14 protein-coding genes are annotated in these 14,868 nt (G+C 72.6%); 8 read left to right on the top strand and 6 right to left on the bottom strand.

Going from position 1 to position 14,868, the window contains the following annotated elements; genetic code table 11:
- Positions 1 to 112 precede the first annotated feature (112 nt).
- Positions 113 to 1,645, bottom strand: coding sequence for a DUF4331 domain-containing protein (locus ACFXAE_RS21555; RefSeq protein WP_384717157.1), 1,533 nt, complete (start codon positions 1,643 to 1,645; stop codon positions 113 to 115).
- A 244-nt stretch (positions 1,646 to 1,889) separates the two neighbouring features.
- On the opposite strand from ACFXAE_RS21555, the gene ACFXAE_RS21550 reads away from it, so the two are divergent.
- The 3 genes from ACFXAE_RS21550 to ACFXAE_RS21540 all read left to right on the top strand — a co-directional run bounded on the left by ACFXAE_RS21550 (position 1,890) and on the right by ACFXAE_RS21540 (position 3,649).
- Entirely contained in the window at positions 1,890 to 2,432 is a 543-nt protein-coding gene (locus ACFXAE_RS21550; protein ID WP_384717154.1) for a sigma-70 family RNA polymerase sigma factor, read from the top strand.
- Positions 2,429 to 3,247, top strand: coding sequence for an anti-sigma factor domain-containing protein (locus tag ACFXAE_RS21545; RefSeq protein WP_384717151.1), 819 nt, complete (start codon positions 2,429 to 2,431; stop codon positions 3,245 to 3,247). Before ACFXAE_RS21550 ends, ACFXAE_RS21545 begins: the two co-directional genes overlap by 4 nt.
- Positions 3,248 to 3,373: 126 nt before the next feature.
- Positions 3,374 to 3,649, top strand: coding sequence for a hypothetical protein (locus ACFXAE_RS21540; protein ID WP_344561509.1), 276 nt, complete (start codon positions 3,374 to 3,376; stop codon positions 3,647 to 3,649).
- Positions 3,650 to 3,849: 200 nt separating this feature from the next.
- On the opposite strand, the gene ACFXAE_RS21535 is transcribed toward ACFXAE_RS21540, so the two are convergent.
- Positions 3,850 to 4,632: an ABC transporter permease gene (locus tag ACFXAE_RS21535; RefSeq protein ID WP_384717148.1), complete on the bottom strand. Its 783-nt coding sequence runs from the start codon at positions 4,630 to 4,632 to the stop codon at positions 3,850 to 3,852.
- Complete coding sequence (locus ACFXAE_RS21530; protein WP_384717145.1) at positions 4,629 to 5,597, bottom strand: ATP-binding cassette domain-containing protein; 969 nt, start codon at positions 5,595 to 5,597, stop codon at positions 4,629 to 4,631. Before ACFXAE_RS21530 ends, ACFXAE_RS21535 begins: the two co-directional genes overlap by 4 nt.
- A 63-nt stretch (positions 5,598 to 5,660) precedes the next feature.
- On the opposite strand from ACFXAE_RS21530, the gene ACFXAE_RS21525 reads away from it, so the two are divergent.
- Complete coding sequence (locus ACFXAE_RS21525) at positions 5,661 to 6,374, top strand: TetR/AcrR family transcriptional regulator (RefSeq protein ID WP_384717141.1); 714 nt, start codon at positions 5,661 to 5,663, stop codon at positions 6,372 to 6,374.
- Between the two features lie 49 nt (positions 6,375 to 6,423).
- Here ACFXAE_RS21525 and ACFXAE_RS21520 read toward each other — a convergent pair whose 3' ends face one another.
- The 3 genes from ACFXAE_RS21520 to hmgA are packed head-to-tail and all read right to left on the bottom strand — an operon-like array spanning position 6,424 to position 9,726.
- Positions 6,424 to 7,608, bottom strand: coding sequence for a type ISP restriction/modification enzyme (locus ACFXAE_RS21520; protein WP_384717138.1), 1,185 nt, complete (start codon positions 7,606 to 7,608; stop codon positions 6,424 to 6,426).
- A gap of 24 nt (positions 7,609 to 7,632) precedes the next feature.
- Positions 7,633 to 8,382 carry a GntR family transcriptional regulator gene (locus tag ACFXAE_RS21515; protein ID WP_384717135.1) on the bottom strand — a complete coding sequence of 250 codons (750 nt, stop codon included), beginning with the start codon at positions 8,380 to 8,382 and terminating at the stop codon, positions 7,633 to 7,635.
- A 27-nt stretch (positions 8,383 to 8,409) separates the two neighbouring features.
- Complete coding sequence (hmgA, locus tag ACFXAE_RS21510; RefSeq protein WP_384717132.1) at positions 8,410 to 9,726, bottom strand: homogentisate 1,2-dioxygenase; 1,317 nt, start codon at positions 9,724 to 9,726, stop codon at positions 8,410 to 8,412.
- A gap of 200 nt (positions 9,727 to 9,926) precedes the next feature.
- Here hmgA and ACFXAE_RS21505 point away from each other — a divergent pair, with 200 nt between their 5' ends.
- The 4 genes from ACFXAE_RS21505 (at position 9,927) to ACFXAE_RS21490 (ending at position 14,855) form a co-directional block, all read left to right on the top strand.
- Positions 9,927 to 10,340: a hypothetical protein gene (locus tag ACFXAE_RS21505; RefSeq protein ID WP_384717129.1), complete on the top strand. Its 414-nt coding sequence runs from the start codon at positions 9,927 to 9,929 to the stop codon at positions 10,338 to 10,340.
- Positions 10,340 to 10,957, top strand: a complete 618-nt coding sequence (locus tag ACFXAE_RS21500) for a TetR family transcriptional regulator (RefSeq protein ID WP_384717245.1) — start codon at positions 10,340 to 10,342, stop codon at positions 10,955 to 10,957. Before ACFXAE_RS21505 ends, ACFXAE_RS21500 begins: the two co-directional genes overlap by 1 nt.
- A 90-nt stretch (positions 10,958 to 11,047) precedes the next feature.
- A complete protein-coding gene (locus tag ACFXAE_RS21495) occupies positions 11,048 to 13,312 on the top strand; it encodes a molybdopterin oxidoreductase family protein (protein ID WP_384717126.1) in 2,265 nt (754 codons plus the stop codon).
- A 133-nt stretch (positions 13,313 to 13,445) separates the two neighbouring features.
- The gene (locus ACFXAE_RS21490) at positions 13,446 to 14,855 is read left to right on the top strand and encodes a CitMHS family transporter (protein WP_384717123.1); all 1,410 of its coding nucleotides are present in this window, start codon (positions 13,446 to 13,448) and stop codon (positions 14,853 to 14,855) included.
- Positions 14,856 to 14,868 lie beyond the last annotated feature (13 nt).

The raw sequence follows: 14,868 nt of genomic DNA, 5'->3' as shown, positions 1-14,868 counted from the left end.
GCGGAGGCATGGCCTTGCTCCTCGGTCGTTCGCCGGGTGTGCGGAAGTCGGCGGCGCGGCCCGTGCCGTGGGGACGGATGGGGACGGACCGCGCCGGTCGGGGAGGGCCGGGTCAGTACGCCCGGCCGCGCATCCGGCGCCACCACAGCAGCGCCACTCCGATCAGCAGCAGTCCGCCGGCCCCCGCACCGGCGGACGCGGCGATGAGGGCCGTGTTGTCGGCCCCCTCCGCACCCGCCGGCCGCAGCGCGTCACCGAGCTGGTTGCGCACGTCGTTGCCGCCGTCCACGCCCTTGGCGAGCGGACCGCGCGACCCCTCCGTCGGGTTCGCCAGATACGGGAACGCCGCCCCGAACTCCTTGTCGTTGGCGTCGACCGCGTCCCCCAGGTCGTTCTTCGCCCCGACCAGTTCCCCCTCGACCACCTGGAGCGACGCGTCGATTACGTCGTCCGTCAGCCGCCGCCCGTTGGGGAAACCGGCGTTGTCCCCGTCCAGCACGCCCAGCCGCTTCGGCTCGGCGGCCGGCTCGACGGACGTGTTCAGACGCAGCATCTCCGACGGCGTCACGTGCGGCGGCCGGTTGAGCCCTTCGACGCCCTTCAGGAACACGTCGACGAGGTCGTTGCGCGGCTCGTCGGGCGCGTCGATCTTGTAGATCGCCTCGATGAGCTTCGGCAGCTCCGGCTCGGTGACGTTCTTCAGGAACTGCGCGTCGTCCCACGGCGCGGACGCGTTGAACGTGTCCTTGTCCTTCAGCGGATTGACGACCTCGTTCACCAGCGGGTTGCCCAGCCGCGACACCTGCACGAAGTGCCCCTCGGCGTTCTTGCGCTGCGTCGTCGACCAGATGCCCACGACCGGCTGGTCCGCCGACTCGGTGATCATGTCGGTCGGCACCTGGAGCGCCAGCGAGTTGACGTTGTACCCCTTGAGGGTGTCGTTGCCGACCTCGGAGAGGTTCCCGCCGTACAGCAGGTCGAAGACCCGCAGGTCCAGGAAGAACGGGTCGTCGGCCTGCCCGGCGAACGTCGTCGCCCCGCCCGCGAGTTCGCGCACCGCCTGCTCGCGCAGCGTGTCGTAGTCCGGCATGGACGCCTTGCCGACGTTCGACGGCGCGACCGGGACGTCGTCCGCGATCTTCGTACGGGACACCGCGTGCTGGTCCTTCAGCTTCAGCAGCTCGATGTCGTAGGTCTGCGTGATGTTGAGATCCTGGTCGTCCAGGCCGGTGACCGGACCCGTGTTGTAGAGGAACGTCCTGTCGTTCTTCGTGTGGGTCCTGAACGTGTAGCGGAACAGCAGCTCGCCCTGCGCGTCCCCGTTGTTGTCGATGTGGATGTCGTACTGCGCGTCCTCGGCGAACGTGAAGAAGTTCGGCCCGCCGGCCGGCTCCTCGAAGGGGATCCAGTTCGCGATGACCGTCGTGGTGTCCGGCTTGTCGGGGCTGACGAACGCGTACAGGTCCGTGTTGTCGTACTGCGGGGTGCCCGAGATCAGCGGGGCCTCCCGGTGGCTGGAGGCGGAGGCCGCCCCGGGTTCCAGCGCGGTCACGCCGGCGGCTGCGAGCCCTCCGGCGGCCAGCGCACCACAGATCAGGGTCGCGAGACTCCTGCGCCCCGCACCGGTCCTGGAATCAGATGTCATGCCGTCCGTCCTCCGTGCCGACTTGCTTTGACGCAACGGCATTCGGAACGCGCGGCGGGCCGGATTGGTCGAGTTCCGAAACTCGTCCGGGCCCTCTTCCCCCACGCCGGTCCGCCCGTAGCATTTCTCGCTGCCGACCCGCGTTTTCGGTCCGTTGATCCGTACTTACCGTCCGGAGGCTCGCTCGCCGCGCACGCCTCGTGTGACCGGGCGGCCCGCCGGGGCCGGAGAGGGGGGATGCGCGTTGGAGGCGGACGAGCTGCTGGTGCTGGTGGCCGGAGGCGACCAGAAGGCGTTCGAGGACCTGTACGGGCTGGTCTCCGGGCCGGTGTACGGGCTGGTGCGGCGCGTGGTGCGCGATCCCGCCCAGTCGGAGGAGGTGGCCCAGGAGGTGCTGCTCGAACTCTGGCGCTCCGCCGCGCGGTTCGACCCCGGCCGGGGCAGCGCGCTGTCCTGGGTCCTCACCCTCGCCCACCGCCGCGCCGTCGACCGGGTGCGCAGCGCCCGCGCGGCCGGCGAACGCGAGCAGCGCGAGGCCCGGCGCGGCCACGGCCCCGCCTTCGACCAGGTCGCCGAGGAGGTCGAGGCCGGACTCGAACGTGAATGGGTGCGCCGCTGCCTGGACCGCCTCACCGCACTCCAGAGACAGTCGGTCACCCTCGCCTACTACGACGGCTACACCTACCGGGAGGTGGCCGAGCGGCTGTCACTGCCGCTGGGCACGGTCAAGACCCGTATGCGCGACGGACTGACCCGCCTGCGCGACTGCCTGGGAGGCGCGGCATGAGCCTGTTCGACCGACTGCCGCGCCGCGGGGACCCGCACTCGCTCGCCGCCCCCTACGCCCTCGACGCCCTGGAACCCGCCGAACGCGTCCGCTTCGAGAGGCATCTGACGTCCTGCGCCCGCTGCGCCGCCGAGGTGCGGGCCCTCGCCGAGGACGCCGTCCGCCTCGCCTGGTCCACGGTCGCCCCCGCGCCCGCCGCGCTGCGGGACCGGGTCCTGGCCGCCGTACGGACCACCCCGCAGGAACCCGCGCCCCGGGAACCGGCACGCGCGCGTGCGCCGCGACTCCCGCCGCACGTCTGGGGCACCGCACCCCCGCCGCGCCCCCGGGAGCGGCGCCGTACGCCGCTGTTCGTGCCGTTCGCGACGGCCACCGCCGCCGCGGCGCTCGTCGTCGCCGCGCTCTTCGCCGTCCAGGCGAACCGGACCCAGGACCAGCTGACCGCCGAACGCGACCGGTCACGTGAGATCGCCCACGTTCTCGCCGCCCCGGACGCCCGCGCGAGCAGCGGCCGGGACGCGCGCGGCCGCACGATCGGAGTGATCGCCTCCGCATCGACCCGCAGCGCGGTCGTCACCCTCGGCGGCTACGGCGACCCTCCGAACGGACGTGTGCGCCAGCTCTGGCTCATGGGTCCGGACGCACGACCGCGTTCCCTGGGGCTGTTCGAGGGCGACACACCCTTGATCGCCTCCGGCCTGGACACCGCCGCGACGTCACTCGCCGTGACCGTCGAACCCGATGGCGGATCACCGCAGCCCACCTCGCAGCCTGTCGTTCAACTCGCCCTGAAAACGGTCGGATTCGGAGAGTAATCGACGCGTGTTCGTCAACCCCCTTATGGGGAAGGTGAATCCTGTGACCTCGATACACGAGTGCCTGTACGGGGCGATAGGGTTACCCTGCCCGGGCCGGGTGGACTCGTACGGGTGGGGAGTGACATGGAACAGATAACAGTGCGCAGCAGGGCGAGGGTCCCTGCGATCACCTGCGGCAGCAGCGCGACCAGCTCGCGCCTCGACCGCCATCTCTCGGTCCTCGGAGGACCCGCGGTCCCACAGCGGGAGACGGCCGAGGCGACGTCACTGATGCGTGAGCTCATCGCGCGTGACACCGCGCACGACCGCGGCGCCAGGAGCGCACGGGCCCGGGCGAGCCGCGTCTCGCTCTTCGCCCCGCTGCGTCGGCTGCGCCGCTCCCTGTTCGGCAGCCGGTAGCGCCAGCGCCCGGACGGCCCGCCACCGTCCCGGCGCAGCGCCCCGCCCCGTCCGTCGTCCCCGCGGTGCCGGCGGCATCCGGCGCCCGATGCGACACCGGCACTTCCCCATGCCGGCGCCCCCGTTCCCACCCGGCAGTGCTCCGGGGCGCACCGGTCGGCTCCCCCTCCTGGCAGGAACCTGACATCCACCCAGGGGCTTCACCCCCTCCCGCGCCCGTACTGCCGTACCGCCAGGGGCACGAACACCACGAGCAGCACCGCGCACCACCCCAGTGACCCCGCGACGGGATGCGCCACCGGCCAGGCCGCCCCGTCGGGCACGGGCGCGTTGCCGAACAGGTCCCGCAGTGCCGTCGCCACCGCGCTGATCGGGTTCCACTCCGCGACCGTACGCAGCCCGTCCGGCAGCCCCGCCGTCGGGATGTACGCGCTGGACAGCAGCGGCAACAGGAAGGTCGCCCCGCCCAGCTGGCCGGCCGCCTCCTCGTTCCGGGTGAGCAGGCCGAGGTACATCCCGATCCACACGCAGGCGAACCGGAACAGCAGCAACAGGGCGACGGCGCCCACGGCTTCGAGCACGCCGCCCTCCACCCGCCAGCCCACCGCGAGCCCCACCAGCAGGAACGGCACCGTCCCGGCCGCCGTCACCAGCACGTCCGCGGCCGCCTGGCCCGCCGGCACGGCCGCCCGGCTCATCGGCAGCGTGCGGAACCGGTCCGTCACCCCCCGGTGGACGTCCTGCGCCGACTGGAACATGCCGGTCATCACACCGCCCGCCGCCGTCGCCACCAGCAGCCCCGGCACCAGGAAGGACCGGTACTCCGCGCCCGGCACGGCGAGCGCGCTGCCGAAGACGTAGCCGAAGAACAGCAGCATGCTGATGGGCATCGTCTGGGTGAGGACCAGCAGCCCCGGGTTGTTCCGCATCCGCCGCAGCTGCCGGCCGAGCATCGCGGTGCCGTCGTACGCCAATGTGCTCATGCGGCACGCTCCTTGTCGTCGAAGGGGTGGAATCCCTGCCCGTCGGTCAGCCGCAGGAACACGTCGTCGAGGGTCGGTGGCCTGAGGCTCGCGTCGAGCAGCGGCACGCCCGCCGCGTCCAGCGTGCGCACCAGGTGCGGGAGGGTGAGCGTGGGGTCCTTGGTGACCGCGCCGACGGCGTTGCGCTCCCGGTCGAGGGACGGCTGCGCGCCCGTCAGCCGGTCGAGCACCCCGGCCGCCGCCACCAGCGCCTCCGCGTCCGCCACGACCACCTCGGCGTGCGTGCCGACCAGCGCCTTGAGTTCGGCCGGCGAGCCGGTGTGTGCGACCCGGCCCCGGTCCACCAGGGCGATGCCGTCGGCGAGCCGGTCGGCCTCCTCCAGGTACTGGGTGGTGAGCAGCACGGTCGTGCCCTCACCGGTCAGCTCCCGCACGGCGTCCCAGATCAGATTGCGGCTCGCCGGGTCGAGTCCGGTCGTCGGCTCGTCCAGGAACAGCACCTCGGGACGGCGGATCAGGCTCGCCGCCAGGTCCAGCCGGCGCCGCATACCGCCCGACCAGCCGGACGCCGGCCGGTCGGCCGCCTCCGCAAGGCCGAAGCGGTCCAGCAGCTCGGCGGCCCGTGCGGCCGCCCCGCCCACCCGGTGCAGCCGGGCGAACAGCCGCAGGTTCTCGCGGCCCGTGAGGTCCCCGTCGATCGAGGTGTCCTGGCCCGTGACGCCGATCCTGCGCCGTACGGCGGCGGCCTCCCGCAGAAGGTCGTGGCCCGCGATCCGCGCGGAGCCCGCGTCGGGCCGCAGCAGCGTGGTCAGCAGCCGGACGGCCGTCGTCTTGCCCGCCCCGTTGGGTCCGAGCACCCCGCACACCGTGCCCTCGGCCACCGCCAGATCCAGCCCGCGCAGGGCATGGACCCGCCCGAAACGCTTCTCCAGACCCTCACTAAGTACAGCGTACGTAGTAGTCATGGGGTGACCATAGCGCACTACGTACGGTGTACGTAACTACGATGGTGGGCGAGGTGATGACCGATGGCGGGCCGAGCGGCCGAACCCCAAGTGATCTGGGCGCGCCCCGAGCGCGCCGGCCGTGGACCCAGACCGGCGTACACGCGCGCCGACATCGCGGCGGCTGCGGTGCGGATCGCGGACGCCGAGGGCCTGGACGCGGTCTCCATGCGCCGCGTCGCCGCCGAGCTGGGCTGCGGCACCATGTCGCTGTACAACTACGTCCCCCGCAAGGAGGACCTGTACGAGCTGATGGTGGACGCGGCCGGCGGCGAGCACGAGCTGTGGGAGCCCGGCGGTGACTGGCGCGCCGACATGCTCCGGGTGGCCCACCAGACCCGCGCGCTGATGCACCGCCACCCGTGGCTGCCGCGGCTGATGTCGCCTGTCTACGGCTTCAGCCCCAACTCCCTGCGCTACCTCGAACACTGCCTGGTCTGCCTGGACCCGCTCCCCAGGCCCTACGGCACCAAGCTGGAACTGATCGCGATGCTGAACGGCATCGTGACGACCTACGTCACCAACGAGCTGGCCACCGCCGAACGCACCCGCTCGCTGCCCTGGTCGCAGGAGCAGGAGAACGCGATCCGGATCGCCTACCTGGGCGGCCGGATCGCGACCGGTGAGTACCCGCGGATGGCGGCGGCCTTCGCGGAGGACACCGGGCCGATCGATCTGGAAGCGGTGTTCGAGCGGGCGCTCGGCCGGATGCTGGACGGCTTCGAGCCCCGCGGCTGACCCTCGGATCAGCTGCGGGCCGGCCCCCGGATCAGCCGCGGGCCGGCCCTCAGAGCAGCGTGAGCTGGCCCTCCGGCCCCTCCTCGCGGGCGTCCAGCACCGAGGCGGGGCGGCGTGCGGAGGACGGCACCGGGAGCACGCCCGCCGCGCGCAGCTCGGCCGGCGTGACCGGGTCGGGGAGGGCAGGGTCCGTCAGCGCCCCTTGCTCCGGGCGCAGTTCGGCCAGCAGGGTGAGGACCGTGATCAGCTCCAGGAGTTCCGAGGTCCAGGTCTGGGGCCAGCCGGCCGGCCCGATCGCGGCCAGGGTGCCCGGCTCGGCCGGCTCCGTGCGGGCCGCGAACCACTGCTCCAGCACCCGCACGCCGCCGGCCTCGAAGTCCCAGGCCCCGGGCGGCACCGGGGAGATACGGCCCTCGCCGAGCGACAGGGCCTCCTCGTCCCGGTCGTAGTCCACGGTCACCGGCCGGGAGGGCAGCGGAGCGCGTACGTACGGGCGGCGCCCGCCGGGAAGTCGGGGCCGCTCCCCGTCGCGCCGCACCAGCCACAGCATCCGGCGGCCCACCGAGACGCCCCGGGCCCACACACCGGCGTCCCCGGTGAGCGGCACCGCGAGCCCGGCTGGCGTGGCGCGTGCCGCCGCCATCACCCAGGCGAGGACGTCCACCGGCGAGGTGTCCCGGCCGAGCCTGGCGGCGAGGTGTTCCGTCAGGCCCGGGGCCAGGTTCGGCTCCGCGGCGCCCGGCCGGCGGTACAACGGGCGGACGCGGCCGGTGCGCAGCAGCGGCAGCAGGGAAGTGGCCAGCAGGGGCGGACCCGTGAGGTCCCGGGTCGTGCCCGCCTCCACGACGAAGATCTGCCGCTCGTCCGCCACCCGCCACAACTCCGGCCGGGCCGCGTCGATCAGCCGCTGGTCGGGTATCAGCCACTGCTCGTCGAACGGGGCGTACAGGACCCGTACCGGCTCGGGGCACGGGCCCGACGCGCGGGCCAGCCTCTCCGTGCCGCCGCTGCGGCCCGGCAGCTGACCGACCGCCGTGTGCGGCGTCCGGGAGCGCGTCGGCCGGAACAGCGCCTCGCGGTCCGGCCCCTCGGCCTTCACCAGGGCGTCCCAACGGGCCTTCAGGGACGCCGCGTCGGGGGCCGCCGGCCACCCCCGGCCGAGCCGCGGCGGTGCGACGGACCACGGCATGAGATCCGCCAGCAGCGGAGCGTCGTCACGCGTCACGCAGGGCATCGTACGACGTGTGGGCGCGGCGGATCAGGTGGCGTCCAGCGTCACCGTGAAGGAGAAGCGGTCGCCCCGGTAGTGGATGACGGCCACGTCCAGGGGCCGACCGTCGGTGTCGTAGGTGACGCCCGTGTAGTGCAGGATCGGGCTGAGCAGCGGCACCTGGAGCAGCCGGGCCGTCTCCGGGTCCGCGAGCCGCGCCTCCACCGTGTCCGTGATCCGGCTGATGTCCGCCCCGACGACATCCCGCAGCACCTTGGTCATCGGCCACCGCACCAGGTCGGCCGGGTCGATGCGGGCGGCCAGTTCGGGACGGACCCAGTTGCGGGCGTGGTTGGTCGGCTCGCCCGTCTTCTCGTCGCCGCGCAGCCGGTGGTACGCCGCCGCCTCGGACAGGTCCGGGAAGTACTCGGCGATCTCCGCCGGCACCGGCGCCGGACCGTGCTCCAGCAACTCGGTCGTCATACCGGACTGCTGGGCCACGATCGCGTCCACCGAGCCCAGCAGCCGCACCGGGGCGCCCCGCCGGGCGCCGGGCTCGATGAACGTGCCGCGCCGGCGGTGGCGGGTGATCAGCCCTTCGTCCTCCAGCTCCTTCAGCGCCTGCCGCATGGTCAGCACGCTCACCCCGTAGTGCCCGGCCAGCTGTTCCTCGGTGGGCAGACGCAGGGGGTCCTGGGGTGAGCGGCCGAGGATCGAGGCGCGCAGCGACTGCGACACCTGATACCAGAGCGGCAACTTGCGGTTCAGGACGATCGAATCCGGAGCGAAGGAGGTCACGGGCTATCCGTACCGGTCGGGAACGGTTCAGTGCAACGGCTGGAAGTGACGCTCGAGCCCTTGCCACACGGTGTCGTAGCCCTGTTGCAGGTGCTCCGCCCGTGCGGCCTGGGGGGTGAGCGACACCGGCCAGCGGGTCTCGAACATGAAGGCCAGGCCGTCGTCGATCTTCTGCGGGCGCAGCTCCGCGGCGCTCGCCCGGTCGAACGTCTCCCGGTCGGGGCCGTGCGCCGACATCATGTTGTGCAGCGAACCCCCGCCCGGCACGAAGCCCTCCGCCTTCGCGTCGTACGCGCCCTCGATCAGACCCATGTACTCGCTCATCACGTTCCGGTGGAAGTACGGCGGCCGGAAGGTGTCCTCGCCCACCAGCCAGCGGGGTGCGAAGACCACGAAGTCCACCCCGGCCAGACCCGGGGTGTCGCTCGGAGACGTCAGCACCGTGAAGATCGACGGGTCCGGGTGGTCGTACGAGATGGTGCCCATCACATTGAAGCGGCGCAGATCGTAGGCGTAGGGCACATGGTTGCCGTGCCAGGCGACGACATCCAGCGGGGAGTGGTCGTAGGTGGCCGACCACAGGTTGCCGCAGAACTTGTTCACCACCTCCACCGGCCCCTCGACGTCCTCGTACGCGGCGACGGGCGCCCGGAAGTCCCGGGCGTTGGCCAGCCCGTTGGCGCCGATCGGGCCGAGGTCGGGGAGCCGGAACGCCGCCCCGTAGTTCTCGCACACATAACCGCGGGCAGAGTCCTCCAGGAGGTCCACACGGAACCGCACTCCACGAGGAATCAACGCGATGTGTCCCGGCTCCACATGCAGCAGTCCGAACTCCGTGCGCAGCAGCAGTCCGCCGTGCTCGGGGACGATCAGCAGCTCACCGTCGGCGTCGCTGAAGACGCGGTCCATCGAGGCGGTGGCGTGGTACAGGTGCACGGCCATGCCGGTGCGCTGGGTGACGTCGCCGTTGCCGCCCAGGGTCCACAGTCCGGCCAGGAAGTCGGTGCCCCCGGCGGGCTCCGGCAGCGGGTTCCAGCGCAGCCGGTTGGGGTCGGGCACGGTCTGGGTGAAGGGCGCGGTACGCAGCGATCCGTTGCCCGTGCGGGTGAACGCCGGGTGGGCGGCCGACGGGCGGATCCGGTACAGCCAGGAGCGGCGGTTCTCCGCGCGGGGCTCGGTGAACGCCGTACCGCTCAGCTGCTCCGCGTACAGCCCGAGCGGCGCGCGCTGCGGCGCGTTGCGGCCCTCGGGCAGGGCGCCCGGGACCGCCTCGGAGCTGTGCTCGTTTCCGAAACCGGAGAGGTGTTCCAGCCCTTCGGCGATCTTGCGCGTGTCCCCGCTCATGCCCGGTGCTCCCTTGCGATCGAATTCCTATGCAACACCGTAGGATTGCGATTTCCGCAGCGCAAGAGGGCCGCGTGATCCCCGCGGCGCAAGAGGCCCGCGCGGTCTCCGTCCCGCCGCCCTCCTCCTCTCGACGGAGGGCGCGGAACCCGACTTCAGGGGGATCCGCGGGGTCGCACCCGTGTTCTGCGCTCCCGGGCATGTCGTGGACGCGGGGCCTGATCACCGCGCTCGCGGTCCGTGTCGCACTTCTGGCCGGATCCGCGGGCCGCGGTCCGAGTGATGCCCGGGAGCAGGGCGGAAAGGCGCCCTCACCGGCCGGCGAGCTCCTGGACGAGCGGGACGAGGAGGGCCGCCCCTGCCGCGAGGCGGACGGGAAGGACACGCCCGCCGTCGGCGCAGAGGTCACTCCCGGCATCGACGACGGCTCGGTGTGGGCCGTGGGCGGCGAGCCCGTGGAGGGTGCGGCCGGCATCACGGTGTCGGACCGGGAGCCGGGCCCCGGTCCGAGCGCCGGCCCGGTCGCCGCGGCACCCGCGGAACGGGTGCGCGAAACGGACGGACGGGACCGTGGCGGAGGGCGAGGTTCACCGGGCGGGGGCGAGCGGGCATGATGAGGCCCGTGCCCCACGCGACATCGCTCCGCCGAGCGCCGGTGCAGCGGCGCAGCGCCGAACGGCTGGCCAGGATCCTCGACGCCTGCGCCGAACTCCTCGACGAGGCCGGCTACGACGACCTCAGCACCCGTGCCGTCGCCCAGCGCGCCGGCGTGCCCATCGGTTCCGTCTACCGCTTCTTCGGCAACAAGCGCCAGATGGCCGACGCGCTGGCCCAGCGCAACCTGGAGCGCTTCACGGAACGGGTCACCGAACGCCTCCAGGTCACCGGTGACCGGGGCTGGCGGCGCGCCATGGACGTCGTGCTCGACGAGTACCTCGACATGAAGCGCACCGCCCCCGGCTTCTCCCTCGTCGACTTCGGCAACCAGATACCCGTCGGCACCCGCCGCGCCGAACCCAACCACCGCGTCGCCGACCGTCTCACCGACCTGCTCTCCGGCTACCTCGGCCGCGAGGCCGACGACGACCTGCGCCGCACCTTCCTCGTCGCGGTCGAGACCGCCGACGCCCTCGTCCACCTGGCGTTCCGGATGACGCCCGAAGGAGACGAGAAGGTCATCGGCGAACTGCGCGAGATGCTGCGGGCGTACCTGGCCCGGACGCTGGACTGAGCCGTCCCCGGCGACCCCCTCCCCTCCGTGCATACCGGTCGGTATGCTCGGCTCGTCCGCGCGTCACCGCCGCCGCACCCGGGAGGTCCCGTGTCCCGCACCGCCCTTCGTATCTGTCCCCTGTGCGAGGCCACCTGCGGCCTGACGCTCACCATCGACGGCCGCCGGGTCACCGGCGCCCGCGGCGACCGCGACGACGTGTTCAGCAGGGGCTTCATCTGCCCCAAGGGCGCCGCCTTCGGGGCCGTCGACTCCGACCCCGACCGGCTGCGCACCCCGCTCGTCCGCGTCGACGGGGAGCTGCGCGAGGCCACCTGGGCGGAGGCGTTCGACGCCGTGGCCGCCGGGATACGGCCCGTCGTCGAACGGCACGGACCGCACGCCGTCGGCCTCGTCCTGGGCAACCCCAACGTCCACACCGTGGCCGGCGCCCTCTACCCGCCGGTACTCGTCGCCGGGCTCGGCACCCGGAGCCTGTTCACCGCCTCCACCGTCGACCAGATGCCCAAACACGTTTCCAGCGGACTGCTCTTCGGCGACGCGAACGCCATCCCCGTACCCGATCTCGACCGCACCGACCACCTGCTGCTGATCGGCGCCAACCCCCTGGAGTCCAACGGCAGCCTGTGCACCGCACCCGACTTCCCCGGCCGGCTCAAGGCCCTCAAGGCCCGCGGCGGCACCCTCACCGTCATCGACCCGCGCCGCACCCGCACCGCCCGCCTCGCCGACCGGCACCTCGCCGTCCGCCCCGGCACCGACGCGCTGCTGCTCGCGGCGATGGCACACACCCTGTTCGACGAGGGCCTCGTCGACCCGGGGGAGCGGGCGCCGCACATCCAGGGCCTCGACGACCTCGCCGCGGCGCTGCACGACTTCACCCCCGAAGCGGTGGCCCCGGCCTGCGACGTGGACGCCGCCACCCTCCGCACCCTCGCCCGGGAACTCGCCGCCGCCCCCACCGCCGCCGTCTACGGCCGCATCGGCAGCTGCACCGTCCCGCACGGCACCCTCGCGAGCTGGCTCGTCGACGTCCTCAACATCCTCACCGGCAACCTCGACCGGCCCGGCGGCGCCCTCTTCCCGCAGGCCGCCACCGACAAGGCCCCGCGCCCCGCCGGACCCGGCCGCGGCTTCGCCCTCGGACGCTGGCACTCCCGGGTGAGCCGGCACCCCGAGGCCAAGGGCGAACTGCCGCTGTCCGCCCTCGCCGAGGAGATCGACACCGCCACCGACGACGGCGAGCCGGTACGCGCCCTCGTCGCCGTCGCCGCCAACCCGGTGCTCTCCGCCCCGGACGGCGACCGGCTCGACAAGGCGCTCGGCTCGCTCGACTTCATGGTGAGCGTCGACCCGTACCTCAACGAGACCTCACGCCACGCCGACGTCGTCCTGCCGCCGCCCCCGCCCGCGCAGAGCCCGCACCACGACTTCGCCTTCAACACCCTCGCCGTACGCAACCAGGTCCGCTACACCCGCCCCGCCGTCCCCCTGGAACCCGGCCGCATGGCCGAGACCGAGATCCTCGCCCGGCTCGTCCTCGCCGCGACCGGCATGCACGGCGCCGACCCCGACGCCGTGGACGCCATGGTGATCGACCAGACCCTCGGCAAGGCGGTCCGGGAGCCGCACTCCCCGGTCCACGGCCGCGACCCGAAGGAACTCGCCGCCCTGCTCACCGGCGACAACGGCCCCGAACGGCGCCTCGACATGATGCTGCGCCTCGGCCCGTACGGCGACGGCTTCGGCGCCGACCCGGACGGGCTCACCCTGGACAGGCTGCTCGCCCACCCCCACGGCATCGACCTCGGCCCCCTGCGCCCGCGGCTGCCCCAGCCGCTGAAGACCCGCAGCGGGAAAGTGGAGCTGCTCCCGGAACCGATCGCCGCCGACCTCCCCCGACTGCGCGCCGCCCTCGGCGAACGCCCCGCCGGACTCGTCCTCGTCGGCCGCCGCCACCTGCGCTCCAACAACAGCTGGATGCACAACGTGCCCGCCCTCACCGGCGGCTCCAACCGCTGCACCCTGCACCTCCACCCCGAGGACGCCGAACGCCTCGGCGTACGGGACGGACAGCCGGTGCGGATCAAGGGCGCCGGGGGAGAGGTGACCGCACCCGCCGAGGTCACCGACGGCGTGCGCCCGGGGGTGGTGAGCCTGCCGCACGGCTGGGGCCACGACCGGCCCGGCACCCGCATACGGCACGCCGCCGCCGACCCCGGCGCCAACGTCAACCAGCTCCTCGACGGCAGCCTCCTCGACCCGCTGTCGGGCAACGCCGTCCTCAACGGCGTACCCGTCGAGGTGGCCCCGTTGAGCGCCACCGTGACCGAAACGTTCGGCGCGCTGACCTGAGCAAAGCTGTGACCTGGGGTTTTGCGCTTATTGCTCGCAGGTCAACGTCTTGTTAACGCCGCTTTGAGGAACCTAACGTCGACGCACCGCCGGCCCTGGTGGGAGTTCAAGGGCGAACGTTAGGTATCCATTCATGCTGACCATCCTCGGCTTCGCCATGATCGCGACCTTCCTGGTCCTGATCATGCTGAAGAAGATGTCGCCGATCGCGGCGCTCGTGCTGATCCCCGCGCTGTTCTGCGTGTTCGTCGGCAAGGGCGCCCACCTCGGTGACTACGTCATCGACGGCGTCTCGACCCTCGCCCCCACCGCGGCGATGCTCATGTTCGCGATCGTCTACTTCGGTGTGATGATCGACGTCGGACTCTTCGACCCGATCGTCCGCGGCATCCTCCGGTTCTGCAAGGCGGACCCGATGCGGATCGTCGTCGGCACCGCGCTGCTCGCCGCGATCGTGTCGCTGGACGGCGACGGCTCCACCACCTTCATGATCACCGTCTCGGCGATGTATCCGCTGTACAAGCGCCTGAAGATGAGCCTGGTCGTGATGACCGGTGTCGCCGCCATGGCCAACGGCGTGATGAACACCCTCCCCTGGGGCGGCCCGACGGCCCGCGCGGCGACCGCGCTCAAGCTCGACGCGAGCGACATCTTCGTCCCGATGATCCCCGCCCTGCTGGTCGGCCTGCTGGGCGTCGTCGTCCTCGCGTACGTGCTCGGTCTGCGCGAGCGCAGGCGGCTGGGCGTGCTGACGCTGGACGAGGCGCTGGTGAAGGAGGAGGCCGAGGAGACGGAGACCGTCCTGGTCGGCGCGGGTTCCGCCGGCGACTTCGGCAAGGACGCCCGGCCCACCGGTGGCTCCGGCTCCGGCACGGACGCCGACGCTGAGGACGACGACGACTTCCAGGGCCTCGACCCGAACCGCCCCACCCTGCGCCCCAGGCTCTACTGGTTCAACGCGCTGCTCACGGTCGCGCTGCTCACCGCCATGATCATGGAGCTGCTGCCGATCCCGGTGCTGTTCCTGCTCGGCGCCGCCCTCGCGCTCTCCGTCAACTTCCCGCACCTCCCCGACCAGAAGGCCCGGCTCGCGGCCCACGCCGACAACGTCCTCAACGTCTCCGGCATGGTCTTCGCCGCCGCCGTCTTCACCGGTGTCCTCCAGGGCACCGGGATGGTCGACCACATGGCCGAGTGGATGGTGGGCGTCATCCCCGAGGGCATGGGTCCGCACATGGCCCTGGTCACCGGCCTGCTGAGCCTTCCGCTGACCTACTTCATGTCCAACGACGGCTTCTACTTCGGTGTCCTGCCCGTCCTCGCCGAAGCCGGCGCCGCGCACGGCGTCTCCCCGCTGGAGATGGCCCGCGCCTCCCTCGTCGGGCAGCCGCTGCACATGTCCAGCCCGCTCGTCCCCGCGGTGTACGTCCTGGTCGGCATGGCCAGGGTCGAGTTCGGCGACCACACCAGGTTCGTGGTGAAGTGGGCGGCCATGATCTGCCTGGTGATCCTCGCGGCCGGAATCCTGTTCGGCATCATCTGAGCCGGACACCCGG

It is taken from the genome of Streptomyces sp. NPDC059454, assembly GCF_042749965.1.
GTDB lineage: Bacteria > Actinomycetota > Actinomycetes > Streptomycetales > Streptomycetaceae > Streptomyces.
Note: the sequence above shows the minus strand (reverse complement) of the source record. Positions and strands in the feature narration are given on the sequence as shown.